Annotated in this window: 25 protein-coding genes; 10 read left to right on the top strand and 15 right to left on the bottom strand. The window is 60.5% G+C overall.

Going from position 1 to position 25612, the window contains the following annotated elements:
• Window positions 1-116: 116 nt before the first annotated feature.
• The 6 genes from BLU25_RS08335 to BLU25_RS08310 all read right to left on the bottom strand — a co-directional run bounded on the left by BLU25_RS08335 (window position 117) and on the right by BLU25_RS08310 (window position 5090).
• Window positions 117-452 carry an L-rhamnose mutarotase gene (locus BLU25_RS08335; protein WP_016782158.1) on the bottom strand — a complete coding sequence of 112 codons (336 nt, stop codon included), beginning with the start codon at window positions 450-452 and terminating at the stop codon, window positions 117-119.
• Entirely contained in the window at window positions 449-1225 is a 777-nt protein-coding gene (locus BLU25_RS08330; RefSeq protein ID WP_016782159.1) for an L-fucose dehydrogenase, read from the bottom strand. The genes BLU25_RS08335 and BLU25_RS08330 overlap by 4 nt, the downstream gene beginning before the upstream one ends.
• Window positions 1222-2067, bottom strand: coding sequence for an amidohydrolase family protein (locus tag BLU25_RS08325; protein WP_016782160.1), 846 nt, complete (start codon window positions 2065-2067; stop codon window positions 1222-1224). Before BLU25_RS08325 ends, BLU25_RS08330 begins: the two co-directional genes overlap by 4 nt.
• Window positions 2068-2072: 5 nt before the next feature.
• Window positions 2073-3350 (bottom strand): L-fuconate dehydratase, encoded by a 1278-nt coding sequence (locus tag BLU25_RS08320; RefSeq protein ID WP_016782161.1) that lies wholly within the window; start codon window positions 3348-3350, stop codon window positions 2073-2075.
• Between the two features lie 14 nt (window positions 3351-3364).
• The gene (locus BLU25_RS08315) at window positions 3365-4213 is read right to left on the bottom strand and encodes a fumarylacetoacetate hydrolase family protein (RefSeq protein ID WP_016782162.1); all 849 of its coding nucleotides are present in this window, start codon (window positions 4211-4213) and stop codon (window positions 3365-3367) included.
• 136 nt (window positions 4214-4349) lie between these two features.
• Entirely contained in the window at window positions 4350-5090 is a 741-nt protein-coding gene (locus BLU25_RS08310; protein ID WP_016782163.1) for an SDR family oxidoreductase, read from the bottom strand.
• 215 nt (window positions 5091-5305) lie between these two features.
• On the opposite strand from BLU25_RS08310, the gene BLU25_RS08305 reads away from it, so the two are divergent.
• A complete protein-coding gene (locus BLU25_RS08305) occupies window positions 5306-6067 on the top strand; it encodes a FadR/GntR family transcriptional regulator (protein ID WP_029611564.1) in 762 nt (253 codons plus the stop codon).
• Window positions 6068-6181: 114 nt separating this feature from the next.
• On the top strand, window positions 6182-7393 hold the full coding sequence (locus BLU25_RS08300; protein WP_083369590.1) for an EAL domain-containing response regulator: 1212 nt from the start codon (window positions 6182-6184) through the stop codon (window positions 7391-7393).
• A gap of 8 nt (window positions 7394-7401) precedes the next feature.
• Here BLU25_RS08300 and BLU25_RS08295 read toward each other — a convergent pair whose 3' ends face one another.
• Window positions 7402-8700 carry a histidine-type phosphatase gene (locus BLU25_RS08295; RefSeq protein WP_016782166.1) on the bottom strand — a complete coding sequence of 433 codons (1299 nt, stop codon included), beginning with the start codon at window positions 8698-8700 and terminating at the stop codon, window positions 7402-7404.
• Window positions 8701-9148: 448 nt separating this feature from the next.
• On the opposite strand from BLU25_RS08295, the gene BLU25_RS08290 reads away from it, so the two are divergent.
• Entirely contained in the window at window positions 9149-10390 is a 1242-nt protein-coding gene (locus BLU25_RS08290) for a glutamine synthetase family protein (RefSeq protein WP_169716032.1), read from the top strand.
• A 65-nt stretch (window positions 10391-10455) separates the two neighbouring features.
• Entirely contained in the window at window positions 10456-11793 is a 1338-nt protein-coding gene (locus BLU25_RS08285; protein WP_016782168.1) for an MFS transporter, read from the top strand.
• 100 nt (window positions 11794-11893) lie between these two features.
• Here BLU25_RS08285 and BLU25_RS08280 read toward each other — a convergent pair whose 3' ends face one another.
• From BLU25_RS08280 to flgA, 4 genes are all read right to left on the bottom strand, one after another.
• Complete coding sequence (locus tag BLU25_RS08280; protein WP_016782169.1) at window positions 11894-12634, bottom strand: flagellar brake protein; 741 nt, start codon at window positions 12632-12634, stop codon at window positions 11894-11896.
• Between the two features lie 96 nt (window positions 12635-12730).
• Window positions 12731-13198, bottom strand: a complete 468-nt coding sequence (locus BLU25_RS08275; protein ID WP_016782170.1) for a flagella synthesis protein FlgN — start codon at window positions 13196-13198, stop codon at window positions 12731-12733.
• A gap of 49 nt (window positions 13199-13247) precedes the next feature.
• Window positions 13248-13571, bottom strand: coding sequence for a flagellar biosynthesis anti-sigma factor FlgM (flgM, locus tag BLU25_RS08270; RefSeq protein WP_016782171.1), 324 nt, complete (start codon window positions 13569-13571; stop codon window positions 13248-13250).
• 151 nt (window positions 13572-13722) lie between these two features.
• On the bottom strand, window positions 13723-14478 hold the full coding sequence (gene flgA, locus BLU25_RS08265) for a flagellar basal body P-ring formation chaperone FlgA (protein ID WP_016782172.1): 756 nt from the start codon (window positions 14476-14478) through the stop codon (window positions 13723-13725).
• 76 nt (window positions 14479-14554) lie between these two features.
• On the opposite strand from flgA, the gene BLU25_RS08260 reads away from it, so the two are divergent.
• The 6 genes from BLU25_RS08260 (at window position 14555) to flgE (ending at window position 19599) form a co-directional block, all read left to right on the top strand.
• Window positions 14555-15487, top strand: a complete 933-nt coding sequence (locus BLU25_RS08260) for a chemotaxis protein CheV (protein ID WP_016782173.1) — start codon at window positions 14555-14557, stop codon at window positions 15485-15487.
• Between the two features lie 44 nt (window positions 15488-15531).
• Entirely contained in the window at window positions 15532-16359 is an 828-nt protein-coding gene (gene cheR / locus BLU25_RS08255; protein WP_029611565.1) for a protein-glutamate O-methyltransferase CheR, read from the top strand.
• Between the two features lie 304 nt (window positions 16360-16663).
• Entirely contained in the window at window positions 16664-17071 is a 408-nt protein-coding gene (gene flgB, locus BLU25_RS08250) for a flagellar basal body rod protein FlgB (RefSeq protein ID WP_016782175.1), read from the top strand.
• 3 nt (window positions 17072-17074) lie between these two features.
• Entirely contained in the window at window positions 17075-17518 is a 444-nt protein-coding gene (gene flgC / locus BLU25_RS08245; protein WP_016782176.1) for a flagellar basal body rod protein FlgC, read from the top strand.
• 15 nt (window positions 17519-17533) lie between these two features.
• The gene (gene flgD, locus BLU25_RS08240; RefSeq protein ID WP_016782177.1) at window positions 17534-18259 is read left to right on the top strand and encodes a flagellar hook assembly protein FlgD; all 726 of its coding nucleotides are present in this window, start codon (window positions 17534-17536) and stop codon (window positions 18257-18259) included.
• A 20-nt stretch (window positions 18260-18279) separates the two neighbouring features.
• Complete coding sequence (gene flgE, locus BLU25_RS08235; protein ID WP_016782178.1) at window positions 18280-19599, top strand: flagellar hook protein FlgE; 1320 nt, start codon at window positions 18280-18282, stop codon at window positions 19597-19599.
• A 156-nt stretch (window positions 19600-19755) separates the two neighbouring features.
• On the opposite strand, the gene codA is transcribed toward flgE, so the two are convergent.
• The 4 genes from codA to BLU25_RS08215 form a co-directional block, all read right to left on the bottom strand.
• Window positions 19756-20991, bottom strand: a complete 1236-nt coding sequence (gene codA, locus BLU25_RS08230) for a cytosine deaminase (protein ID WP_016782179.1) — start codon at window positions 20989-20991, stop codon at window positions 19756-19758.
• Complete coding sequence (locus BLU25_RS08225) at window positions 20988-22211, bottom strand: PucR family transcriptional regulator (protein WP_016782180.1); 1224 nt, start codon at window positions 22209-22211, stop codon at window positions 20988-20990. Before BLU25_RS08225 ends, codA begins: the two co-directional genes overlap by 4 nt.
• Window positions 22208-23473 (bottom strand): cytosine permease, encoded by a 1266-nt coding sequence (gene codB / locus BLU25_RS08220; protein WP_016782181.1) that lies wholly within the window; start codon window positions 23471-23473, stop codon window positions 22208-22210. The genes BLU25_RS08225 and codB overlap by 4 nt, the downstream gene beginning before the upstream one ends.
• A 354-nt stretch (window positions 23474-23827) precedes the next feature.
• On the bottom strand, window positions 23828-25057 hold the full coding sequence (locus BLU25_RS08215) for a hypothetical protein (protein WP_139803914.1): 1230 nt from the start codon (window positions 25055-25057) through the stop codon (window positions 23828-23830).
• Between the last annotated feature and the right edge of the window lie 555 nt (window positions 25058-25612).

Raw genomic sequence — 25612 nt, 5'->3', positions numbered from 1 at the left:
GCGACTTGCGTGAATCAGGATCTATAGGTGGGAGCGGGCTTGCTCGCGATTGGATCGCTGCGGTGTCTCAGGCAAATCGCGCTGATGCCATCGCGAGCAAGCCCGCTCCCACAGGGTTACGGGGGCAAGCTGAAGATCCGTTTCATCGGGGCCCATTTTTCCGTGGGCAAAGTCCAGGGCGTGGGCTGCTGGAAGCGCCACATCAGTGCCTCCCATTCCTGCACCCTGGGGTCGCTGGCGCCGGCCCGGGTAAAGGCCTCGGCACTAAACCCGGGAGCGGTGTCCATGACCATGAACAGCCGCGTGCCCAGACGCCAGATCTGCATGTCGAGCACGCCATGCCCGCGCAAATGGGCGCTGATCTGTGGCCAGATTTGTTGGTGCAAGTGCTCGTACTCGGCAATCAGCGCCGGGTCGTCCTTCAAGTCCAAAGCCAGGCACTGGCGGTTCATGTCAGCGCCCGGTCCAGGTGGGTGTAGCCACCGTCCACCACCAGCCATTGCCCGGTGGTGTGGGAGGCGCGCGGCGAGAGCAAAAACAGCACGCTGTCGGCAATTTCTGCGGCCGTGGTCATGCGCTGGCCCAGGGGGACTTTTTCGACAATGCTCGCCAGCTTGGCCTGCGGGTCGGCGAAGGTATCGATCCAGCGCTCGTACAGCGGTGTCATCACCTCTGCGGGGATCACCGCGTTGACCCGTATGCCGTCAGCCAATAACGACGTGGCCCATTCCCGTGTCAGCGCCAGTTGCGCGCCCTTGGCGGCGGTATAGCCGCTGGTGCCGCCTTGCCCGGTGAGGGCGGTCTTGGAGCTGATATTGACGATGGCGCCGCGGCTGGCCTTGAGGGCGTCCACGCACAGGTGGGTCATGAGGTAGTAATGGATCAGGTTTTTTTCCAGCGATTCGACAAAGGCCGCGCGCCCGGCCTCAAGGCCCACGCCATCGTTGACCCCGGCGTTGTTGACCAGCCCGTCGATACGCCCGAAGCGTTGCAGCACGCTGGCGACGGCTGCGCGGCAGGCGCCTTCGTCGCGCAGTTCGACCTGCATAAACAGGCTGCGTGAACCGCGCTGGTCCAGTTGCCGCGCCAGATCATCGGACAGCGGGCTGTGGCCGAAAATCACCGGGATCGCGCCTTCGTCGGCCAGCCCCAACGTGATGGCCGCGCCAATCCCCGAGCCGCCGCCGGTGACGATAAACACCTTGTCTTGCAGATGCAGATTCATTGCGTTGCTCCCTCAATGTTGTAGACGCGGCATGCCGTGCCCCCCCAGATGGCTGCGTGTTGTGACACGCTGGCGACCAGGGCGCGGGTGGCCTCGTAGTCACTGGCCAGCAGGCACACCGGCCAGTCCGAGCCGAACATCAGGCGTTCGGGGCCGAACAGCTCCAGTGCGGTGTGCAGGTACGGTGTCAGTTGGGCGCTGTTCCAATGTTGCCAATGGGCTTCGGTGATCAGCCCCGACAGCTTGCAGCTGACATGGGGCAGGGCGGCCAGCGCTGCGAGTTGCCGGGTCCAGGTGGTTAAATCGTTGGCCTGCACATCGGGTTTGCCGAGGTGATCGAGCACCAGATGGTGCTGGTCATGCTGTTGGCACAGTTCAGTGACCGCACCCAGATCCCGGGCCTTGACCAGTACCTCGTAGACCAGCCCCCGGCGCTGCAGGGTGGCGAGGCCGCGCTGGAATTCGGGTTTTTGCATAAAGCCGGCCGGCGAGCTTTCGTCCTGCAACTGATGACGAAAGCCGCGCAAAACCGGCGCCTGCGCCCAACGCTCCAGCGACGCTTCAAGGTCGCTGGCGCACAGGTCGACCCAGCCCACCACCGCGCGAATCCACGGATAACGCTTGGCCAGATTGAGCAACTGGTCGGTTTCGCTGGCACAGGCGCGGGCCTGCACGGCAATGCAGCCGTCAAGCCCGGCCGCATCCAGCAAGGGCCGCAGATCATCAGGTTGAAAGTCCTGGCGCAAACAACCCATGTCGCGGCCTATCCAGGGGTAGGCCGCGGCGTCATAGCGCCAGAAGTGCTGGTGGGCGTCCAGCCGCAGCGGTTGGGTGACGGGCATGGTCTTCAGCCCCGGTACCGGTACTGTTCGCGGGAGGCGGCTTTCATCTGGATCGAAAACCCCGGCGCCTGTGGCGGCATATAGGCCGCGTTGCGAATCACACAGGGGTCTTCGAAGTGCTCGTGCAGATGGTCGACAAATTCCACCACGCGGCCTTCGTGAGTGCCGGCGATGCACAGGTAGTCGATCATCGACAGGTGCTGCACGTATTCGCACAGGCCAACGCCGCCGGCGTGCGGGCATACCGGCAGGTTGTATTTGGCGGCCATCAGCATCACCGCCAGCACTTCGTTGACCCCACCGAGACGGCAGGCGTCGATCTGCACCACGTCGATGGCTTCACGCATGATCAGCTGTTTGAACACGATGCGGTTCTGGCACATTTCGCCGGTGGCCACCTTGACCGGGCTGACGCCCAGGCGGATTTTGCGATGGCCCTCGACGTCATCCGGGCTGGTGGGCTCTTCGATAAACCACGGGTTGGCGAACGACAGCTCGCGCACCCAGTCGATGGCCGCGTCCACTTCCCAGACCTGATTGGCGTCGATCATCAACTGGCGATCCGGGCCCAGCACTTCGCGGGCGATGCGCACGCGGCGGATGTCGTCCTGCAGGTCATGGCCGACTTTCAATTTGACGTGGGAGAAGCCCGCGTCGACCGCTTCCTGACACAGGCGGCGCAACTTCTCGTCGGCATAGCCCAGCCAGCCGGCGGAGGTGGTGTAGCAGGGGTAGCCGTCAGCTTCGAGCAGGGCCAGGCGTTCGGCCTTGCCGCGGGCGCGTTCGCGCAGCAGGGTCAGTGCCTCGGCCGGGGTGATGCAGTCAGTGATGTAGCGGAAATCAATGCAGCGCACCAGCTCTTCAGGGCTCATGTCCGCCACCAGGCGCCACACCGGTTTGCCTTCGGCCTTGGCCCACAAATCCCAGGCAGCGTTGACCACCGCACCGGTGGCCAGGTGAATGGCGCCCTTGTCCGGGCCGATCCAGCGCAGCTGACTGTCGCTGGTCACGTGGCGCCAGAAACGGCCCATGTCTTCGGCGATCCATTCCAGCTTCAGACCCACCAGCAGGCTGGCCAGGGCCTTGATCGAGGCGCAGCAGATTTCATTGCCACGGCCGATGGTGAAGGTCAGGCCGTGGCCTTCGAGGTTCGGGGTGTCGGTTTCGAGAATCACATAGGCCGCTGAGTAGTCAGGGTCCGGGTTCATCGCGTCCGAGCCATCGAGCGATTGCGAGGTGGGGAAGCGGATGTCTTCGACGCGTACGGCAGTAATCGTGGTCATGGTGCAGCTCCCTGTCAGTCGGCATTCACGGTGCGTTGCTGTTGTTCGCCCAGCCCTGTGATGCCCAGGCGCATGGTCTGGCCGGCACGCAGGTACACAGGCTCGGGCTTGATGCCCAGGCCGACGCCCGGCGGGGTGCCGGTGGAAATCACGTCGCCGGGTTGCAGGCTCATGAACTGGCTGAGGTAGCTGACGATTTTCGGGATCTGGAAAATCATCGTGCGGGTATTGCCGTTCTGGTAACGATGGCCATCCACTTCCAGCCACAGGTCGAGCTGGTGCGGGTCGGCGATTTCGTCGCGGGTTACCAGCCACGGCCCCAGCGGGCCGAAGGTGTCGCAGCCTTTGCCTTTGTCCCAGGTGCCGCCCAGTTCCAGCTGGAACTCGCGCTCGGAGACGTCGTTGATCACGCAGTAGCCGGCCACGTGCTCAAGCGCTTCGCTTTCGCTGATATAGCGACCGCCTTTGCCGATGACCACACCCAGCTCGACTTCCCAGTCGGTTTTGCGCGAATTGCGCGGGATTTCGACGTTGTCGTTGGGGCCGACGATGGCGCTGGTCCATTTGCTGAACACCACCGGTTCGGCGGGGATGGCGGCGCCGGTTTCGGCAGCATGGTCGGCGTAGTTCAGGCCGATGCAGATAAATTTGCCGACCTGGCCGACGCAGGCGCCGATGCGGGGTGAGCCTTGCACCAGGGGCAGGGTGGACGGGTCGATATCTTGCAGGCGGGCAATGCTTTCGGGGCTCAGGGCCTGGCCTGCGATATCCGCGACCACTGCCGACAAATCGCGCAGTTGGCCATTGTTGTCGAGCAGGGCAGGACGTTCCTGGCCTTTGTCACCGTAACGCAGCAGTTTCATAAACAATCCTTTTTTGGGGAGGGGCAGGCTTGTTGTGGGAGCGGGCTTGCTCGCGATTGGATCGCTGCGGTGTTTCAGACAAACCGCGTCGTCCGCATCGCGAGCAAGCCCGCTCCCACAAGGTCAAAAGCTGAGGCTAGTTGCTCCAGCCGCCATCAATGATTTGCGCCGTGCCGGTGGTGAAACCGCTGGCACTCGAACCCAGGTACAGCGCCAACTGGGCGATTTCTTCGGCGGTGCCGATGCGGCCCATGGGCTGGCGTGCGGCAAAGGCGGCGTACACCTCGTCGACACTGCGGCCTTCGCGTTCGGCCTGTTCACGGATACGCTGGCGCAGCGAAGGGGAGTCGACGGTGCCGGGGCAGATGGCGTTGCAGCGGATGTTCTGGCTGACGAAATCAGCCGCAACCGAACGGGTCAGGCCGATCACCGCGCCCTTGCTGGCGCAGTAGGCAAAGCGGTTGGGCACGCCTTTGACGCTGGAGGCCACAGAAGCCATGTTGATGATCGAACCGCCGCCGTTGCCCAGCATGCCCGGCAAGAAAGCGCGGATCATGCGGTACATGGCGGTCACGTTGAGGTCCAGGGCAAAGCTCCAGTCCTGTTCGTCGCATTCCAGAATAGTGCCGCTGTGTACGACGCCTGCGCAGTTGAACAGCACGTCCAGCGGACCCAGTTCCTGGGCCAGGCGCGCAATGGCAGCAGCATCGGTGACGTTGAGCAGGTGTTTGTGCGCGCCTTCAAGGGCGTCGAGGGCGCCAGCATTGATGTCGGCGGCGAAGACTTCGGCACCGGCGGCCAGGTATGCCTGGACGGTGGCCTGGCCAATCCCCTGCGCAGCGGCAGTGATCAGCACACGTTTGCCGGAAAGATCCATGGGTGCTCCGTTACGATGTCATTGTTTTTATTGTTGGCCTAATGGTCAGGCCATTAAAGGCGTAGCAAATGGCAAAACGACACAAGTGCAGGGATAAGGTTTGCTATGATCGCTTTACGATATCCGTCCAATGGTCAGGCCATTGGGCCTTTTGTAGCATGCACCTCAAGCTTCAACAAGCGTCTTTTTTTGCCAAAACCAGAGCTTATTTCCTGATGCCATTTCAAGTAATTGATAACCAACGGCTTTATCGGCAGATCGCCGATCAGCTGCGCGCCTTGATCGACAGTGGTGAGTTTCCGCCGGGCAGCCGCTTGCCAGCCGAGCGGGAACTGGCCAAGTTGCTGGGTGTGAGCCGGGCCTCGGTGCGCGAGGCGATGATTGCGCTGGAAGTCATCGGGCTGGTGGATGTGCGCGTAGGTAATGGCGTCCTGGTGTGTGAGCCGCCGGTGCAAACGGTGTCGGATGAGCCCGTTATGGCCCAGGCCACCCGGGATCAGTGGAAGGAACTGGACCCGGAACTGAACCTTGAAATTGACTTCAGCGCCGAAATCCCGCCCTTCGCCCTGCTCCAGGCCCGCCGTCTGATCGAGCCAGAGGCGGCGGCACTGGCGGCGGTCAATGCCAGTGACGAGGAATTGGCAGGTATTCGCGAGGCTTTTGAGCGCAACGTCCAGGACAACCGCGAAGGCTCCCACACCCACCCTGGTGACCGCCTGTTCCATATTCGTATTGCCCAGGCCTCGGACAATCCGGCCTATGCCCTGATGATCCAGCATCTGCTGGGCCATCGTTATGGCAGCATGTTCCAGCGCCTGCAAAACCACTACACCCCTCAAGACATGACCCACCGCTCGGAGGACGAGCACCGGCGCGTGCTGCAAGCGCTGGAGCAGCACGACGCTGGCGCGGCACGCCAGGCCATGAGCGAACACCTGGATGAGGTAATCCGCATTTTCAGCCGCAGTGCGCGCTGACGGGGAGCCGGGCAGGTTTGGGATTTTCCCTACATTTTCGGAGATATTTCCTAGGTAAAAAATCTGCCGATACTCGGACAATTGCCTCACACCGTTTTTCGATGGGTTGTTGCAATGCCTGGCAGTTCCTTGCGTATTTTGATTTTGGAAGATGACAGCTTCCAGCGTGCCGTCGCGGTGCGCATGTTTCGTTCCCTTGGCTGCCATGAAGTGTTTGAGGCCGCTGATGGCAGCCAGGCGCTGGCGCTGCTGCAGCAGGTGGGGGCGGTGGATATCGCCGTCTGCGACCTGCAGATGGAGGGCGTGGATGGCCTGGCGTTCCTGCGTCGGGCGGGCCAGTCGGGGCAGATCGGGGCGGTGTTGCTCAGCAGTGCCCTGTCGGCGGACCTGCGGCGTGCGGCGCAACAGGTCATTGCCCTGTTGGGGCTGCAGTTGCTGGGTGACGTTGGCAAGCCGCTGCCGGCCAAAGAGCTGCAAGCCTTGCTGGATAAGTACCGGGGCAGTTGCATCCGGGCGACTTCGCCAGACGCAGTGGTGCGGCCCGCGTGCGAGGACGAAGTGCGTCAGGCCCTGGCCCTGCAGCAATTGCAGGCCTGGTATCAGCCCAAGTTCAACCTGCGCAGCGGTGAGGTGTGCGGTGTTGAAGTGCTTTGCCGCTGGATGCACCCCAGCAAGGGCGTGTTGCCGCCTGCGCTGTTTATCCCGGTCCTCGAGCGTTGCGGGTTAATGGACGAGCTGTTGTTCGCCCAGCTGGATCAGGCCTTGAGCCTGCAAGAGCAGGCCCGGATTCAGGGTTACCCGTTGAACATGGCGTTCAACCTGCAAACGTCACAGCTGGCCAACAGCCAGTTGACCTATACCCTCAAGGGCATCCTGGCACGGCATGGGACGCCGGGTTCCCGGTTGACCTTCGAGCTGACGGAAAACGGCCTGCTACAAGCGCCGGCCGCCAGTCTGGAGAACCTGGTACGCCTGCGCATGATGGGTTGCCGCTTGTCGCTGGACGATTTCGGCGCCGGGTTTTCCTCGCTTCAACGCCTGTGTCAGTTGCCCTTCAACGAAATCAAGCTCGACGGTGAGTTTGTCCGCAACCTGGAGCATGAACCTCGTTGTGCAGCCGTGATCGCCAGCACCCTGGCCCTGGGCAACAGCCTGGGCATGGCGGTGGTGGTCGAAGGGATTGAAACCTTGGACCAGTTGCAGCGGTTGCTGGCGATGGGCTGCGTTGAAGGGCAGGGCTACTGGTTTGCCCGGCCCATGAGCGGGCAGGGCTTGCTGCACTGGTTGCAGCAACGTGAAACAAACCCTGTCGCTGTGAGTGTGTGAGCGGCTGATCAGTTGAAGGAGTAGGGCGTCAGGGCCGTAGGGTCGATGTTCTGCTCAACCTTGACCAGTGCATCCTTGAACGGGCAGAGCAGGCCGACACTGGTTTTGCGGCAGTCACTGACGCTTTTGAAATCACTGGTGAGCGGTTTTTGCGGGCCGCTCAAGCGCGTCAGGTTGCGAATCTGATCCATTGACTGGGCCTCAAAGGCGATACGTAAAAACAGCTCGCCGGTTTTGACTTCCTTGTAACGCTCGAACTGCAACGTGCCCACGGGCGGGATATTGTTTTCAATGTAGTCGCCCTGCTTCCAGCCGAAGCCGAGCATGGTGCGCAGGTAAGCGATATTGGTGTCGTGGGCCACCAGCAGCATCAGCGGTACATCGGGCGGGGTGCTGGAGGCATCTGTTTGCGCCAGCGGGGTGCCCAGTTTGAGCTCCAGGGCAATCTGGTTCATCAGCTCGGAGGCGCCGCGGCTGGCGATATAGGGGATGTCGTTGAGGTAGTCGTACTTGGCCTTGGTCAGCACCATCAGGCTGGACACCTCGGTGGCGGTACGCGCGTTGCCGAATGCAACCTTGTCCAGGGGCAGGCCCTGGCTGTATTCCAGGCGGAAGACTTCGCCCATATTGGCACCGGCGCTAAGGCCCTTGATCGCAAAGCGGCCCTTGGCGTTTTGCTCCAGTGTCCAGGCTTGCTTGCCGTAGGGGCAATCGGCGCCGGGCAGGCAGGCAACTTCCCGCAGCTTTTCTTCAAAGGGCTTGTAGCGGGCCTGGGCGGCTTCAACGCTGCCGCCCAGGGCCTTGAGAATGTCGGCTTTGGCTGTTGCCGGGTCGAGGGCGGCAAAGGGCATTTCATTGGCCTGGAACAGGGCGTCCTGTTCGCCCGTGACATAAGTGGGTTGCAGGCCGCAGCCGGGGAACATGCCATCGAGCAGGGCCTGGGCGGTGGCTTTGGTGCGTTGCAGGGGGCTGGCGTGCACCAGCAGCTGGTTGGCACCCGGGCAACCCTGGGGGATCAACCCGGCGGCCCGCAGCACTTCGCCGCGGTAGCGGCCCATTTCCACCGCGCCGGTATAGCCGTGGCCGGTCAGGTTGCCGAAGGGCACCAGCCAGGTTGGCCATTGGCGCTGGGTGACCGAGGTCAGCAGTTTTTCATTGGAAGCGGTAGGCGGGCGCACGCCGTGGCGGCTGACCTGCACGACTTTATCCAGCACATAGCCATCGCTGGTGGGCGTCTGGGCAAAAGCTGATGGGCTGAACAGGCTGGCCAGCAACAGGCCGGTATAGAGCGGGGGCAGCATCTTCATCGATCTTCCTTTGGGTCTTCCTGACTCGGTGGGCGAAGAGTCTAGTCGGCAAATAAGTCAAGCGCCGTTCAAGGGCTATGAACTCCGTAGCAGCTGCCGAAGGAACGAGGCTGCGTCCGGCGGCGAAGCCGTCGTGAAATCAGGCACTGCGGTGTACCAGTCGAACCTAGCTCTCAGTGTTTACGACGACTACGTCGCCGGACGCAGCCTCGTTCCTTCGGCGGCTGCTACGGGAGGTTCACTGTTTTCGCGGGATTTGTGCGGTGCCCGCTTGAAATTCCGAACAGGCGGTGCGTATTTTGTAGTCATTGCCCTCAGCGGCCTGCTCGACAACAAGGAAAGTGGCATGACAAGCGATGGCCAGGGCTCTCTCGCGCAACAATTGGCGGGTATCGATGAAATTGAATGCGTCACCCCCGATCTCAATGGCGTGCCCCGCGGCAAAGTGATGAGCGCTGCCGGGTTCCTTGATGGCCGGCGCTTGCAGATGGCGCGTGGGGTGTTGCTGCAATGCATCATGGGCGGTTACCCCGAGTCGCGTTTTTATGGCAGCGAGGACGGCGACCTGGCCTTGGTACCTGCCGCGGGCCAGCTCCATCGCCTGCCCTGGAGCCAGCCACCCCGTGCCCTGGCCATTTGCAACGCCGATGAGTTGAGCGGTGAAAGCTCGCCGCTGTCGACCCGTGGCCAGTTGAAGGCGGTGATCGCCCGTTATGCGGCGCGGGGCCTGGCGCCGGTGGTGGCCACCGAGCTCGAGTTCTTTGTGTTTGCGCCCAACCCCGACCCGACCCAGCCATTCCGCCCGCCCGTGGGCCTGGACGGTCGCCGCGAAACCGGTTTTTCGGCATTCAGCATCAGCTCCAACAATGGCCTGCGGCCTTTTTTCAATGAGGTGTATCAAAGCATGGCGGCCCTGGGGTTGCCCCGCGACACCGTGATGCACGAGATGGGCGTCAGCCAGTTTGAGATCAACCTGCTGCACGGCGATCCGTTGCTGCTGGCCGATCAGACTTTTCTGTTTAAGCACCTGCTCAAGGAAGTCGCCCTTAAACATGGCCTGACCGTGGTGTGCATGGCCAAGCCGCTGGCGCACACGGCCGGCAGCTCGATGCATATTCACCAGAGCGTGGTGCAGGCCGGCAGCGGGCAAAACGTGTTCAGCGACGAAGCAGGGCAGCCGACAGCCACCTTCCGCCATTTTATCGGCGGACAGCAGGCGTGCATGGCTGACTTCACCGCGCTGTTTGCGCCGAACGTCAATTCCTACCAGCGCCTGTTCCACCCTTATGCGTCACCCAACAATGCCTGCTGGTCGCACGACAACCGCTCCGCGGGCTTGCGTATTCCGGCCAGCTCGCCTGCGGCGCGGCGGGTTGAAAACCGCTTGCCGGGGGCGGATGCCAACCCGTACCTGGCGATTGCCGCCAGCCTCGCGGCAGGGTTGTATGGCATCGAGCGGGGGCTTGAGCCAACCGCTGCGATCCAGGGTGAGTTCCAGGTGCCCGAGGCGCTGGCATTGCCCTGCACCTTGCATGCGGCACTGGCACGCCTTACCCGCAGCGAAATGGCGATTGAACTGTTCGGCACTGAGTTCATCGAAGGTTACGTTGCGTCCAAGACGCTGGAACTGACCAGCTTCCATGACGAAATCACGCCCTGGGAACGTCGCGTTCTGGCGGCTCAGGCTTGACCGTTTAAATCTGTGGCGCCGGGCCTGTTCCCGGTGGCAGACACAAGGAGCCATACGGAAAGCCAATGCACCAGATCTGGAAGTCCTTTAGAGCGTTGTATTTTGCCTCGCTGATGATGTTGATCGGCTCCGGCCTGTTGAGTACTTATCTGGCCCTGCGCCTGGCCGCCGACAATGTCGACGGCCTGTGGATCGGTGCGCTGATGGCGGCCAACTACTTTGGCCTGGTGCTGGGAGGCAAGATTGGCCACCGGCTGATTGCCAGGGTCGGGCATATTCGTGCCTACGCCACGTGTGCCGGTATCGTCGGGGCGGCGGTGTTGTGTCACGGGCTGACGGACTGGTTGCCGATCTGGCTGCTGCTGCGGGTGATTGTTGGTCTGGGCATGATGTGCCAATACATGGTCATCGAAAGCTGGCTTAACGAACAGGCCGAAGCCAGGCAGCGCGGCGTGGTGTTCAGCCTTTACATGATCGCCTCCTATTTGGGCCTGGTGCTTGGGCAATTGATCCTGGCGGTTCACCCGCAGCTCGGTCTTGAGTTGCTGATGGTTGTTGCCTTGTGTTTTGCCCTGTGCCTGGTACCGGTAGCCATGACCCGGCGCATTCACCCGGCGCCTTTGCACCCGGCGCCGATGGACCCGAAATTTTTTATCAAGCGTGTGCCGCAGTCTTTGATCGCGGTGATGGGCGCGGGTTTGCTGGTGGGCTCGTTTTACGGTCTGGCGCCGCTCTACGCATCGCAGCAAGGGCTGTCTACCGAGCTGGTCGGCTTGTACATGGGTAGCTGCATTTTTGCAGGCTTGCTGGTGCAATGGCCGTTGGGCTGGTTGTCCGACCGTTATGACCGGCCGTTGCTGATCCGTATCTTCGCCGGTTTGCTGGCGGTGGCGGCGTTGCCGTTGGCGATCTTGCCGGCGGTGCCCATGCAGGTACTGTTTATTGCCGGTTGCCTGGCGGCTTTGCTGCAATTTTGCATCTATCCGCTGGCCGTGGCCTTTGCCAACGACCATATCGAGCCAGAGCGGCGTGTGTCGCTGACGGCCATGTTGCTGGTGACCTACGGCGTAGGTGCTAGCGTGGGGCCGTTGGTGGCGGGGGTGCTGATGAAGCTGTTCGGCAGCCAGATGCTCTATGGGTTTTTCAGCGTGGCGGGGTTGATCCTGGTCTGGCGGATTCGCCCGAATGCAGTGACCAATTTGCACCAGGTCGACGATGCGCCGCTGCATCACGTGGCCATGCCCGACAGCATGTCCAGCTCGCCGCTGGTGGCTGCGCTTGACCCACGGGTGGACGAGCAGGTGGTGCAGGATCAGATGGTGCAGGAGCCGGTGGTGGAGGAGGTTGAGCCAGAACCGGAGCCAGCACCGGAGCCGGAGCCGGAGCCGGAGCCCAGGACATAGACCATACCCCTGTGGGAGCGGGCTTGCTCGCGATGGTATCAGCGCGATTTGTCAGCCAGACCGCGTCGTCTGCATCGCTGGCAAGCCAGCTCCCACTGGTTCAATAATCATCGTCTTTATCGAACTGGCGCGCCTCGCGCTGCAGTTGATAGACAAAGCGCTCGACCTGACGCTGCACCGCGCCGCTGATATTGTGAAAGCGCATCCCGGCAAAGGTGATGTTCAGCCGCTCTTCAAAGTGCAAATAACGCAACTCCACCGGCGTGGACATCAACCCGAACGGCAGGTCGGCGCTGAAGCGCTCATACACCTGGCCCAGTTGCATGCCCTGGCTGATATCGCCCTCAAAGCGCAATTTGCAGCCGGTTGCCGAAACATCCAGCAACTTGCCCTTGATCGGCGCCTTGAGCTTGTCACCCGCCACCTGCACATTGACCAGGTTGGCCAGCCGCAGGGCCGCACGGAACGCATTGCGGCGCTGGTGGTACACCACTTCGCGGGGCAGTGCGCCGCGGTAGCAGCGGTGGTCGCGGCTGTCATCAATGGTCAGTGCCGTGGTGCATTCCCAGGCAATGCGCACACCATCATGAAAGCCTTCAACCTTGAACGGCACACCCGCCTCAAGAAAACGCTCACCGTCACGGGGGATCATTTCATCCAGAGCCATGCTGTTGCTCTCGCGATTGACATCCACCACATAGCTCTGGAAGCGCTGGGTGCGGTCCTGGAAAGTAATGATCAGCGGGTCATGGCTCTCTTGCAGCATCCGCAAGTTGGAGGCAATTTCCAACGGCGTGGTGAGCACCTTTGGCGGTTGCGGAGCATCTTGGGCGTCGAACACGTTTGATCAATCTCCAGACAAAATACAGCGACACGCAAAAGATGGGCATTCTGCCATCATGTTGTGTGTCTCGCTACATACGGTGGTGACGCGGGTTCAAGCCTGGCTGTAGGCGCGGTGCTTGTTAAGCATCGAGGTGGTGCCGCGTGCGTCATACAGCGACGGGGCTTCGCCGCCGTGGAGAATGCGCAACTGGTTGGCGGTGATCGCCTGCTGGGTCTGGATCGACTGACCATTGAGCAGGTTGGCAGCCTGGCATTGAGCCAGCAGCTGGTTCAGCACATCGCCCTGGCTGAGCAGTTGGGTGCCCACGCTGGAATGGCTGGCCAGGCTTTCAAGGCCGCTGCGGTTGGTGGCCAGGCCAAGGCTGGCGAGAATTTCACTGCGGCGGCGGCCATGCTGTTCAAGCAAAATGATCAGCGACTGTTTGCGCGCCAGAATATTTTCCAGCACCTGCATGTCGCGGCCTTTAAGGGCGATGGATTCGTCCTGCAACAGGCCGAGCAATTGCTCGGCAGGGGCGAGGTCATCGTTGATCAGTTGCAGTAAATTTTCGTCGTGCATGGCGAGCTCTGGGAGTTAAGCGTCCAAAAGCGCGGCACAGGCCGTGGGCCTAGCGCTGGGCTTCCATGTTAAGCAGTTTGCTGGCGACCTGGTTGCTGTCGACTTTGTAGCTGCCATCGGCGATGGCTTGTTTAAGCTCTGCCACCCGATTTTTATCGACTACAGGTTGGTCACGCAACGAGTCGCTGATCTTCTGCAACTGTTGAGCCTCTTGGCTGAGGTGAACAGATTCCCCGCTTGGGGCGCTGGCGCTGGTTTGCTCAGGGCTGTTTGCCGGGGCCGCAGGCGTGCTGCCGGTTTCCTGGCTGGCGTTGCTGCGCGTACTGCCGGTCAGGGGCGGGGCGCTGTTGAGACGACTGAAGTCGATGACCATAACGTTAAACCTCGGGGTATTTGGACGCTTGCCATGTTTTCGGCCATACCCGGAAAAACTTTAGGCTCGATTAATCATAGCTTCACACAGAACTGTACTGATCTGCGTCAAACCACAGTGTAGGAAAGTCGCGAGACTGATGCCAACTTTCCTACAATGCCACTTCTACTTGCCCGGGTGCCGTCACCCTGGCGCGGATAACACGCTTGGAATTCAGGTTTTTTACCCGTATTTGCTCGCTAAGGCCACCGTCTGACAGGGCTTCGCCGGGCATCTTGACACTTAATGTGCCGCTGCGGGCGCTGATCACCACATGATCGCCCTTGCGCACGGCGGCAGCCTGCTCCAGATGGGTGAGGGTCAGCACCTGGTCGGTGACCATCGGGCGCAGCAGTTTTTGCCCCACGGCCAGCTCGGTGGCCGTCAGGTAGCCCTGGTTGATCAGGCTGACATCGCGCTCGCGCAGGGTGACGTCGGGGTAGTCGATAACCATGCCGCGCTTGAGCGGGTGGTTGACGGTGACCACATCGCGGAACAACTTGACCTGGGCCGGCACGAAGATGGTCCACGGCGACAGCCCTTCGCAGCGTACGCGCACGATCACGCGGCCCATGGGTTGTGCCGGGCTTTCGAGAGAGGCTGTCAATTCCTTGTCGCACCGGGCCAGGCGCAGGCGCGGGTCGAGGTTGTTGACCTGGATCTGATAACGCCCCTCGGTCTGGCTGGTGGCCAGGTAGTCTTCAACCGTGAATTCAAGAAAGCCCTGGGTCACGCCGATAAGCTGTTCAGGCGATGTAAACGCGTCAGCCCTGCTATAAGTGCTGAGTGCAAGCAAAGTGCCCGCCGCCAGCAGGCGCAGGGTCAGCGGGAACAGTCGGTGGCAGGAATTTGTCGTTTTGGCGTTCATGGTCGTTAAAAAGCAAGCCCCGTGCCGTTTATGCAACCTACGGGCTGAAACTTGAAGTTTTTAAGAGGAGCTGAGTATGGCCGGAGTGATGGATGCGGTTAACCAGCGCACTCAACTGGTGGGGCAAAACCGCCTGGAGCTGTTGCTGTTTCGTCTGGATGGGCCACAGCTTTACGGGATCAATGTGTTCAAGGTCCGCGAGGTGCTGCAATGCCCCAAGCTGACCTTGATCCCCAAGTCCCACCCTGTGGTGTGCGGTGTGGCGAGCATTCGCGGCGCGACCATTCCGATTCTCGACCTGGCGATGGCCACCGGCGCGGGTGCCTTGAAAGATCAAAGCAACCCGTTTGTGATCATCACCGAGTACAACACCAAGACCCAGGGCTTCCTGGTGCGTTCGGTCGAACGTATCGTCAACATGAACTGGGAAGATATTCATCCGCCACCCAAGGGCACCGGCCACGATCATTACCTGACGGCCGTGACCCGCATGGACGACCAATTGGTCGAAATCATCGATGTGGAAAAGGTGCTGGCGGAGGTTTCGCCCTCACCGGAAACCATCACCCAGGGCGTGGTGGATGTCGAAACCCAAAGCAAGGCGCTGTCCTTGCGGGTGCTGACCGTCGACGATTCGTCGGTGGCGCGCAAGCAGGTTGCCCGCTGCCTGCAAACGGTGGGCGTGGAAGTGGTGTCGTTGAACGATGGTCGCCAGGCGCTGGACTATCTGCGCAAGCTGGTGGCAGAGGGCAAGGACCCGGCCGAAGAGTTTCTGATGATGATCTCGGATATCGAGATGCCGGAAATGGACGGCTACACCCTGACGGCAGAAATTCGCAACGACCCGCGGATGCAAAAGCTGCATATCATTCTGCATACTTCGTTGTCCGGGGTTTTTAACCAGGCGATGGTCAAAAAGGTCGGTGCCGATGACTTTTTGGCCAAATTCAGGCCTGACGACCTGGCATCCCGGGTGGTTGACCGGATCAAAGCAGCAGACTTCAGCTAAGGGCGCAGCCCTTGGCGGTCAACACGATTTAAGAGGCAGGACATTTGTCGACGGCTAATTTGGATTTTGAACAATTCCGGGTATTTCTGGAAAAAGCCTGTGGCATTTTGCTGGGTGAAAACAAGCAGTACCTGGTCTCCAGCCGGCTGAACAAGCTGATGGAGCAACAAGGCATCAAGTCGTTGGGCGAGCTGATCCAGCGGATCCAGAGCCAGCCGCGCAGCGGGCTGCGCGAGCAGGTGGTCGATGCCATGACCACCAACGAAACCCTGTGGTTTCGCGATACCTACCCCTTCGAAGTGTTGAAGAACAAGGTGCTGCCCGAGCAGATCAAGGCGAACCCGGGGCAGCGTTTGCGCATCTGGTCGGCGGCCTGCTCTTCGGGGCAGGAACCGTACTCGCTGTCGATGGCGATCGACGAGTTCGAGCGCAGCAACCTGGGGCAGTTGAAGGCCGGGGTGCAGATTTTTGCCACCGACCTGTCCGCGCAGATGCTCAACACTTGCCGTACCGGCGAGTACGACAACCTGGCGATTGGCCGGGGCCTGTCGCCGGAACGTCTGCAGCGTTATTTCGACCCCAAGGGGCCGGGGCGCTGGGTGATCAAGGCACCGATCAAGAACCGCGTGGAGTTTCGCCCGTTCAACTTGCTGGACAGCTACGCCAGCTTCGGCAAGTTCGACATCGTGTTCTGCCGCAACGTGTTGATCTACTTCTCGGCCGACGTGAAAAAAGACATCCTGCTGCGTATTCACAGCACCTTGAAGCCGGGCGGGTATTTGTTCCTGGGCGCCTCTGAAGCGCTGAACGGGTTGCCGGACCACTACCAGATGGTGCAATGCAGCCCGGGGATTATTTACCAGGCCAAATAGCCTCCCTCCCTGTGGGAGCTGGCTTGCCTGCGATGTAAACGCTGCGGTTTGTCAGAAAACCGCATTGATGCCATCGCGAGCAAGCCCGCTCCCACATGTGCCATGTCGTATGTGTCGTCACTGCAAAGCGGCAGAAAAACGGCACCCGGCGGTCAAGCATTGCCGCTTTTCTGCCGTTGCCGCCTCCCACCTCCCGCAAAACCCTTGTGTTACGGGGCTGTAAAAACTGGCACGGGGTTTGCTCTATCCCTGTCATGTAAAACCTGAATCACATTCTCAGGTCAGCCCACAAAGGTTTTTCGACATGAGCATCAGCTTCGATAAAGCGCTTGGTATCCATGAGCAGGCCCTGGGCTTTCGCGCCCAGCGCGCCGAAGTCCTGGCCAACAACATCGCCAACGCCGACACCCCGAACTACAAGGCTCGGGATCTGGACTTTGCCTCTGTGCTCGCCGCCCAGAACGACAAAAACCAGAACGGCACGTTTGCCTTGAACAAGACCAACACCCGCCATATCGAAGCCCAGGGCCTGAGCAGTGGCGACGAGTCACTGCTGTACCGCACGCCGATGCAGCCATCGATCGACCAGAACACCGTGGACGCTCAGCTTGAGCAGTCGAACTATGCAGAGAATGCGGTCAACTTCCAGGCCAGCTTCACCCTGCTCAACAGCAAATTCAAAGGGCTGATGTCGGCCTTGCGCGGGGAGTAACCCATGTCTCTATCCAGTGTGTTCAACATTGCCGGCAGCGGCATGAGTGCCCAGACCACGCGCCTTAACACCGTGGCCAGCAACATCGCCAACGCCGACACCGTATCGTCGAGCATCGACCAGACCTACCGCGCCCGCCACCCGGTGTTTGCCACCATGTTTCAAGGCGCGCAAGGCAGCAGCGGCGATTCGCTGTTCCAGAACCAGGACGCCGCCGGGCAAGGCGTGCAGGTACTGGGCGTGGTTGAAGACCAGAGCGAGTTGCAGGCCCGCTATGAACCTAATCATCCTTCTGCCGACGCCAAGGGCTACGTGTATTACCCCAACGTCAACGTGGTTGAAGAAATGGCCGACATGATTTCCGCCAGTCGTTCGTTCCAGACCAACGCCGAGCTGATGAATACCGCCAAAACCATGATGCAGAAGGTCCTGACCCTCGGTCAGTGATAAGGGGCGACGCAAATGAGTGTGACCGATTCCACCAGCGGCTTGACCCTTAACCAGGTGCTCGCCAACTCTGCCCAGGCCAAGACCACCGACACCAGTGTGGCTGCAGCCACCAAGGGCGTTACCGGCAACACAGCGCTGGGCAAGGATGCGTTCCTGCAACTGCTGGTTACCCAACTGAAAAACCAGAACCCGCTGGACCCCCAGGACAACACCGCGTTCGTCGCGCAACTGGCGCAGTTCAGCAGCCTGGAAGGCATTACCACGCTCAACGACACGGTCAACTCCCTGTCGGGCGGTTTGCAATCTTCCCAGGCCTTGCAGGCCTCGTCGCTGGTGGGGCGTTCGGTCATCGTGCAAACCGGTGAAGCCTACGTCGACCCCGCCAGTGAAAAGCCCTTCAACGGCACCGTCGTGGTCAAGGACGCAGATTCCAAGCCCACCATCACCATTACCGATGCGGATGGCGAAGTGGTCCGCACCATTGAGATGGGCAGCCAGAAAGCCGGCAACGCGGACTTCACCTGGGACGGCAAGGACGACGACGGCGTACTGCTGGACAAGGGTTCCTACACCTTCACCGCATCGAGCAAAACCGACACCGGCACCACGGCGCTCACCACCTACCTGCCTGCCACGGTCAACAGCGTGACCCTGAGCAAGACCGGCGGTGAAATCATGCTCAACCTCGCAGGCCTGGGCAGCATTGGCATGTCCAAAGTCCAGACCATAGGCCTCTAAGCCGCCTCAAGGAGAAAAACATGTCTTTCAATATCGGCCTTAGCGGTCTCTATGCGGCGAACAAGCAGCTGGACGTGACCGGCAACAACATCGCCAACGCAGCAACCACCGGCTTCAAGGCCTCGCGTGCAGAGTTCGCCGACATCTACTCGGCGAGCAAGCTGGGTACCGGCAGCAAGACCATCGGCAGTGGCGTAAACCTGGCAGCGGTTTCGCAAAACTTTGGTCAAGGTGCGGTCAACAACACCGGCAACCTGCTGGACATGGGCATTCAGGGCAGCGGCTTTTTCGTGCTCAGCGACAACGGCGCCCTGAGCTACACCCGCGCAGGCACGTTCAAGGCCGACAAGGACGGCTTCGTGACCAGCTCCGACGGCACTGCGCGCTTGCAGGGCTATGGCGTGGATGCCAACGGCAACATCGTCAACGGTGTGCTGACCGACCTGCGCATCGACACCTCGAACCTGGCGCCCAAGGCAACCGGCTCGGTAACCTCAGAGATCAACCTGAACTCCAGCTCCGATGCGATCGATCAGAGCAAGATCCCGTTCGATCCGAACGAATCCACCAGCTACACCAAAAAATTCAGCACCATGGTGTATGACACCCAAGGCAATGCCCACCCGATGGACCAGTACATGGTCAAGACCGGTGGCAACACCTGGAGCACCTACACCCTGATCGACGGCCGCAACCCCGATGGCACGCCAGTGTCGGGTGATGGCGCAGTAGCGCCAGTGCCTGCAACCATGACGTTTGACTCGGCCGGCGGGCTGACCGGTGTCACGCAGCCCGATCCGGTTAAAGATCAACTGGAAAACACCCTGGTCGTCAGCGGCTGGAAGCCGGGTGCCATGATCAACGGCAAGTGGGACACCAACGGCGCCGAGGCCAAGCCAGGTGGCATCGTCATCAATATGGCCAAAACCACCCAGTACAACACCGACTCTTCGCGCAACCCGCCGACCCAGGACGGCTACGCTACTGGCCAGATCAACAACCTGACCATTGACGGCTCGGGCGTGATGTTTGCCAACTTCAGCAACAATCAGAGCCGGGCGATTGGCCAGATTTCCCTGGCCAGCTTTACCAACGAGCAAGGTCTGCAACCAGTGGGCGGTACGGCCTGGAAAGAGACCTACGCCTCGGGCGTGGCGGGTTACGACGCACCGAAGATCGGCAGCCTGGGGGCGATTCAGTCCAACTCGCTGGAAGACTCCAACGTCAACCTGACCAACGAGCTGGTGGACCTGATCAAGGCCCAGAGCAACTACCAGGCCAACGCCAAGACCATCTCGACCCAAAGCACCATCATGCAGACCATCATTCAGATGACGTGATAGCGCTGCGACCATGATCCGGCGGGCATCGGGTGGGTGAGCAATACATAACCTGTGGGAGCTGGCTTGCCTGCGATGCAGACGCTGCGGTGTTTCAGTTCAACCGCGTCGATGCCATCGCGAGCAAGCCCGCTCCCACCATGTTCGTCACGGGTCTCAGCTGAACTCAACCTGCTCCGGCACCCGCGTCAGCAAAACCTTGCCGGCGCGGATCGATACCCGCGCCTTGGCCTGGCGACGTACCGCTTCGTAATCGCTCTCGGCATCCAGCACCACCAGGTTCGCCGGGCGACCCACTTCAATGCCATAACCCTCGCCCAGATTCAGCGTCCGCGCACTGTTGTCCGTCACCAGATCGAGGCTGCGCGCCAGGTCCTCAAAACCCATCATGTGGCAGATATGCAGGCCGGCATCCAGTACCCGCAGGATATTGCCGTTACCCAGCGGGTACCACGGGTCCTTGATTGAATCCTGACCGAAGCACACGTTCATCCCGGCACGGTCGATTTCGGCCACCCGGGTCACGCCACGGCGTTTCGGGAAGGTATCAAACCGACCCTGCAAGTGGATGCTTTCAGTGGGGCACGAGACAAAGTTGATCTTTGATGCTTTGAGCAACCGGAACAGCTTCGAGCAATAGGCATTGTCATAGGAGCCCATCGCCGTGGTGTGGCTGGCGGTCACCCGGCTGCCCATGCCGCGTACCCGGGCTTCTTCGGCCAGCACTTCAAGAAAACGCGAATGGGGGTCGTCGGTTTCATCGCAATGCACATCCACCAGGCAGCCGGTACGTTCGGCCAGGTCCATCAAAAACTTGATCGAACTGACCCCTTGTTCGCGGGTGTTTTCAAAGTGCGGGATGCCGCCCACCACATCGGCGCCCAGCTCCACGGCGCGGGTCATCAATTCGCGACCACCGGCATAGGACTCGATGCCTTCCTGGGGGAAGGCGACGATTTGCAGATCGATCAGATGGCGGGCTTCCTCACGCACTTCGAGCATGGCCTTGAGTGCGGCCAGAGTCGGGTCGGTGACATCGACATGGGTGCGCACATGCTGGATGCCGTGTTCGGCGAGCATGCGGATAGTGGCGTGGGCACGCTGCTTGGTGTCCTCATGGGTGATGGTTGCCTTGCGCTGGGCCCAGCGCTCGATGCCCTCGAACAGGGTGCCGCTCAGGTTCCATTCGGGCTGGCCCGCGGTGAGGGCCGCGTCCAGATGGATATGCGGCTCCACAAAAGGCGCGATCAGCAACTGGCCCCGGGCGTCGATCTCGCCTGCCTGCGCCGGCACGCTGCCTGCTTGCAGGGTGATGGCAGCGATCTGATCGCCCTCACAGGTGATCGTGTGCAGGCCGGGGGTTTTTCGCAGCGTGGCATTGATGATCTTCATGGTCGTTCCTGTCGTTGGGTTTCGGACATGCGCCATACCAGCAGCGCCACCGAAGCATTCATTCTGAAGAGGGGGTCATCGAGCGACTGGCCGCTGTGTTGCTCGATGCGTTGCAGGCGTTGATTGACGGTATTGCGATGGATGTTAAGGCGTTGTGCGGCCTTGAGTGCGTTGCCATTTTCCTGGAGCAGGGCATCCAGGGTATCAATCAGGTGGTGTGGCTGTTTGCGGTTGGGTTCGATCAGGCGGCCGAGGGTCTGCTGCACAAAGCTGTCGATCACCGAGCGTTCGCCCACGGCCTGGAGCAGGCGCAGCACACCCAGCTCGCTGAAGTCGCACAGACCGGTGGCCGGGCGCAGGTTTTCTGCCACCTCCAGCGCCTGCCGTGCTTCGTTCAGGGCGCGGTGATAGTGCCCACAATCCTCGACCTTGCTTGCCAACCCCATAAACAACGCGAGATCACCGATGATGGCATGCAGATCCTGGTACAGGCACGCCAGTTCTGCACGCAGGCTGTCCTGTTCGGCCAGCAACAGGATAAACAGATCGCCCTGGACGACCACCGGCAGTGCGGCGGGCCGGGCATGGCTCCAGGCCGCGAGGTGTTCCTGTAGCGCCTGGCGGGTGTGCTGCAACAGGCGCTCGGCTTCCTGCGGGGCATGGTTGTCGAACAACCCGCTGACTGCCGACAGGCGCAGCGCAACCAGGCGCCGCGGGCTGTCCAGCGGCAACTGCAGATGTGCCGCGCGTTGCCGGGCGGTGGTCAGGCTGGGGTAATCGCCGCTGAGCAATTGGGTCAGGATGTCCTGGCGCGAGCGTTTGGTTTGCGCCATTTGCACCAGCGCCGTGCCGATCAGGTGCGTGACCACGACCATCTTCAGCAGGTAAGGCTGTTCGATCAAGGGCAGGCCACGGGCTTCGGCAAGGGCCGTTACCGATGCGGGAATGCGCTGGATAAACGCCTCGCCGGTGAGGATCACCAGCCCGGCAATCGCGCATTCGCTGCCTTCCTCGACCAGTTGCAACAAGTTGGCTTCATCGCGGGGATGGTTGATACCGGTGACAAACACCAGCTCACCGCCCATCACCCATCCGGCGATACCTTGGTTCTCGGCCACATATGACCAGCGCACAGTGCGATGGCGGTTGCGCGCGCCAGCGCGCAGGGCCATGTCTGCAAGCCCTGGCAGGGCAAGGATTTCTTCCACCGTGAGGCTCAAAGGGGCTCCTGGACGGCAGGCAGCACCGCCGGTTGACGGCTGAATTTAAGCAATACGAGGTAGCACAGGGCCGATGCGCCAATCCCCACCAGCGGCGCGATCCACGGCGACAGAAATGCCAGCAGCGCGCCCACAGCATAGGCCGTCAGCCCCGCCAGGTTGTAGCGTGGCAGCCGGACACTGGCCAGCGCCGGGTACTTGCCGCGATGGCGGAACCAGAAGTCGGCCATGATCACACCGCCAATGGGCGGGATGATCGAACCCAGCAACACCAGAAACGGGATCAGCATCTCATACATGCCGCCGATGGCCAGCACCACACCCACGGCAGCGGCGAGCAGAGTCATGGTCCGTCGGCGCTCGCTGCGCACCAGATGGCAGGTGGCGGCGGCCACGTTGTAGATGGTCGGGCCCTGGATCGTCCACAGGTTCAGGCACAGCATGATCACGGCGGCGAACGACAGGCCCTGGAGCATCATCACTTCAACGATATCGGCCTGCTGATAGACCATGGCGCACCAGGCCCCGGCGACGATCATCAGGCCATTGCCCAGCAGGAAACTGACCACGCTGGCGGTGACGGCAATACGCCCGCTGCGCGAAAGGCGCGTCCAGTTGGTGGCCTGGGTGGCACCGCTGGCAAAAGTGCCGAAGACCATGGTGATGGCCGCCGAGACGCTCATGGTGTCGTGGGGGATCACGGCTGCCAGCCCGGAAAACCCGCCGACATGCTGCGTGGCGATATACATGGACACAATCAGCAGGACAAACATCAGCGGCACCGATACCCGCGACAGCACATCCAGGCCCTTGTAACCGATGATCGCCGTGATGCTGAAGCCCATGCCGAAAAACACCATCAAGGGCAGGGTAAAACCCTCGGCCAGGCCGAGCATTTTCACCAGCACGATGGCCACGGTTGCCGTGCCCCAGGCGTACCAGCCCAGTTCGGCAAAACCGAGCAGGAAGTCCGAGAGACGGCTGCCGGCCTCGCCAAAGCAGAAGCGTCCCATCAGCACCGTGTTCAGGCCGCTGCGCGAAGCGATCAGGGCCAGTGCGGCGGCATACAGTGCCAGCAGGGTATTGCCGATGGCTGCAATCCACAGCATGTCGACAAAGTTGAAGGCCATGCCCAACTTGCCGCCGGCAAACATGGTGCCGGTGAAAAAAGTGAAACTGAACAGCACCATCGAAATCGACAACAGCCCCTTGCGGGCTGAACGCGGGGCTTCGCTCAAAGGAAAATCGCCGGGTGAACTCATGGTGCAGGTCTCCGCCTCGAATGGGTGCGCCGATATCGGTAGCACACAGGAGCCAGAGCAATAAGCGGGCCTGTTTTGTCAGGGCGGGTAAACCGGAGAAAAGCGGGCACACGGCATATGGGCGGGTGTGCAGAGTGCCTATTGGCGAGCGAATATCAGGCTGAAGAATGTGCAGAGTGATTCATTTTGTGGCGCGGGCGCACTGTTTCGGGGTGATGGTTACACGTTCTGTGGGAGCGGGCTTGCTCGCGACGGGATCGCTGCGGTGTAACAGGACAATCGCGGGCAAGCCCGCTCCCACAGTGCCCAACAGTTAGAACGCAATGCTATCGCTGCGGATCCGCGAATCGAGGTTTATTGCCCCTGTCTTTCAGCCATGGCCTGGGCGAAAGCGCCGGGCTCCAGTACCAGGGAAAGGCGCTGGTCCATCAGGTCCGTCTGGTTACCTTCGATCAGGGTGTTAAGTACACGTTGATTGACCTGTGAAAGTTGGCTATCGAGAAATTTCGCCGTGTCGGCCGAGAACTCCCGGTGCTCGATGCCATTGATTTTTTCCATGTTGTAAATGGCCAGGGCCGGCAGCAACGATGTTTCTACATAGTTGTACTCGTGGGTATCCCTCAGGTGCCGGGTTTCGTCGGGGGTTAACGGCTCGTTGTTCTGTTGCCTGGCGTTGAGGAACGTACTCAGGTTGTCCTGCAAGTCCAGCACCTGAAGTTGCGCGATGCGCAGGTCAATGGACGCCTTGAAGGCCTCGACACTTTCAAAGTGCAGTGAAGGCAAGCTGGTGAACGCTTCTTTGTAATAAGCAATGGACGTATCTGTCGTAGGCACGCCCGTGTGGGCCAGGGTCAATGTAGTCCCCATATAGGCAGGGGCTGTATCAACACTGTGCGGCAGGGCAATCGGGAAATGCTTGATGTCACCCTTGGCATAAATTTCATTTTTGAAGGGAACCATCACGGCTTCGTTTACAAGCGTTGCCCCCCTGGCGCCCTGGGTTGTTTGCGTACTCGATGCACCAAGCACGTATTTGTTGAATTTGTCTTTGGGGGCATGGGGCTGCGAGACACTGCGTTCTTCGTAATTGACGTTGTTGTAACCACCAGTAAGCACATTGCTGGCCAGCGTCCAGCGATGACGGTGGGGGATGTCTTCGCCTCCAAGCCCTGTGCCGCGCACACTGTAATTGTGGAGTCTTAAATTCCAGTTGCTGCCTGTCTCCTTGTCCCCGGACATCAAATAAATCTTGTCGAAAAGTTGAGTCCGAGCAGAGTCTTTTTTGCTCTCCTGCAGTGCGCTTTCATCTTCTTTCAAGTGTTGCAGTATGCCAATCAAATCTTTTTTGGTGATGAAGTCGATATCACCGGTTACTCCGGCCTTGCCGGCAAATCCCATTTCCTTGCCTTGATCGAATGACAGATAGCGCCGGGAAATTTCCTGGTGGACACGATCGTATATTTCTTTGGGTGTACTGCAAGGTGGGGCGGCGGGAATGGCGCCGGCGCTGATGTGTGAAGTCCCCCGGGCAACGCTGTCCGTGGGGGTAAACCTGAAGGGGGAAATCGAGCTGAGATCTTTCATGTGTTTTCGTTCGATCGAATGGTGGTCATCCTTCGTGGGAAACAACATGTGAACGGTCAGGTAGCACACTCCGTGCACGGCGACCGTACAGTCCATTACATGTCCTGCGGTCTGTGGCCCGTGCTGCGAGACAGGTTCCACACAGTGCGACCCAGTTGTTGCAAGCCTTTAACGGCTTCACAGGTTGCGCGTTGTAAGGGTTAAGGAAGTTGTTCGTCTGCTTTGTTGTTTTCTAACACTTGCATATTCATTTTTAATGTAAAGGCAGCGCTTGCGAATCAATGCATTGTTGAATCGCCAGGTGTTGCTTCTGGTTTTGCGAGCCAGGTGCCGTTGCTCAAAGCAGTGCTCATGGTGTTGGCCTGACGGATGTACAAAGACAGATGATCACCAACAGCGTCCCACGTTTATTCCGGCAGTTGTCAGGATTTGATGGGGCAGGGTTCTATCGTGATGCTGGCAGGTAAATATGTAACCAGTCTTGAAATCCGCTAGGCGTGCGGAATAGAGGAGCCCGTTGTAAATGTAGGGGGTTTCTGAAATTTTATGCAGGGT

The sequence above is a fragment of the Pseudomonas fragi genome (assembly GCF_900105835.1).
Taxonomy (GTDB): domain Bacteria; phylum Pseudomonadota; class Gammaproteobacteria; order Pseudomonadales; family Pseudomonadaceae; genus Aquipseudomonas; species Aquipseudomonas fragi.
Note: the sequence above shows the minus strand (reverse complement) of the source record. Positions and strands in the feature narration are given on the sequence as shown.

What these genes read in the sequence shown, in the direction of transcription:
- BLU25_RS08335 (WP_016782158.1), bottom strand. Translation starts at nt 452, where the DNA reads ATGAACCGCCAGTGCCTGGCTTTGGACTTGAAGGACGACCCGGCGCTG.
- BLU25_RS08330 (WP_016782159.1), bottom strand. Translation starts at nt 1,225, where the DNA reads ATGAATCTGCATCTGCAAGACAAGGTGTTTATCGTCACCGGCGGCGGC.
- BLU25_RS08325 (WP_016782160.1), bottom strand. Translation starts at nt 2,067, where the DNA reads ATGCCCGTCACCCAACCGCTGCGGCTGGACGCCCACCAGCACTTCTGG.
- BLU25_RS08320 (WP_016782161.1), bottom strand. Translation starts at nt 3,350, where the DNA reads ATGACCACGATTACTGCCGTACGCGTCGAAGACATCCGCTTCCCCACC.
- BLU25_RS08315 (WP_016782162.1), bottom strand. Translation starts at nt 4,213, where the DNA reads ATGAAACTGCTGCGTTACGGTGACAAAGGCCAGGAACGTCCTGCCCTG.
- BLU25_RS08310 (WP_016782163.1), bottom strand. Translation starts at nt 5,090, where the DNA reads ATGGATCTTTCCGGCAAACGTGTGCTGATCACTGCCGCTGCGCAGGGG.
- BLU25_RS08305 (WP_029611564.1), top strand. Translation starts at nt 5,306, where the DNA reads ATGCCATTTCAAGTAATTGATAACCAACGGCTTTATCGGCAGATCGCC.
- BLU25_RS08300 (WP_083369590.1), top strand. Translation starts at nt 6,182, where the DNA reads ATGCCTGGCAGTTCCTTGCGTATTTTGATTTTGGAAGATGACAGCTTC.
- BLU25_RS08295 (WP_016782166.1), bottom strand. Translation starts at nt 8,700, where the DNA reads ATGAAGATGCTGCCCCCGCTCTATACCGGCCTGTTGCTGGCCAGCCTG.
- BLU25_RS08290 (WP_169716032.1), top strand. Translation starts at nt 9,149, where the DNA reads ATGAGCGCTGCCGGGTTCCTTGATGGCCGGCGCTTGCAGATGGCGCGT.
- BLU25_RS08285 (WP_016782168.1), top strand. Translation starts at nt 10,456, where the DNA reads ATGCACCAGATCTGGAAGTCCTTTAGAGCGTTGTATTTTGCCTCGCTG.
- BLU25_RS08275 (WP_016782170.1), bottom strand. Translation starts at nt 13,198, where the DNA reads ATGCACGACGAAAATTTACTGCAACTGATCAACGATGACCTCGCCCCT.
- flgM (WP_016782171.1), bottom strand. Translation starts at nt 13,571, where the DNA reads ATGGTCATCGACTTCAGTCGTCTCAACAGCGCCCCGCCCCTGACCGGC.
- flgA (WP_016782172.1), bottom strand. Translation starts at nt 14,478, where the DNA reads ATGAACGCCAAAACGACAAATTCCTGCCACCGACTGTTCCCGCTGACC.
- BLU25_RS08260 (WP_016782173.1), top strand. Translation starts at nt 14,555, where the DNA reads ATGGCCGGAGTGATGGATGCGGTTAACCAGCGCACTCAACTGGTGGGG.
- flgB (WP_016782175.1), top strand. Translation starts at nt 16,664, where the DNA reads ATGAGCATCAGCTTCGATAAAGCGCTTGGTATCCATGAGCAGGCCCTG.
- flgC (WP_016782176.1), top strand. Translation starts at nt 17,075, where the DNA reads ATGTCTCTATCCAGTGTGTTCAACATTGCCGGCAGCGGCATGAGTGCC.
- flgD (WP_016782177.1), top strand. Translation starts at nt 17,534, where the DNA reads ATGAGTGTGACCGATTCCACCAGCGGCTTGACCCTTAACCAGGTGCTC.
- flgE (WP_016782178.1), top strand. Translation starts at nt 18,280, where the DNA reads ATGTCTTTCAATATCGGCCTTAGCGGTCTCTATGCGGCGAACAAGCAG.
- codA (WP_016782179.1), bottom strand. Translation starts at nt 20,991, where the DNA reads ATGAAGATCATCAATGCCACGCTGCGAAAAACCCCCGGCCTGCACACG.
- codB (WP_016782181.1), bottom strand. Translation starts at nt 23,473, where the DNA reads ATGAGTTCACCCGGCGATTTTCCTTTGAGCGAAGCCCCGCGTTCAGCC.
- BLU25_RS08215 (WP_139803914.1), bottom strand. Translation starts at nt 25,057, where the DNA reads ATGAAAGATCTCAGCTCGATTTCCCCCTTCAGGTTTACCCCCACGGAC.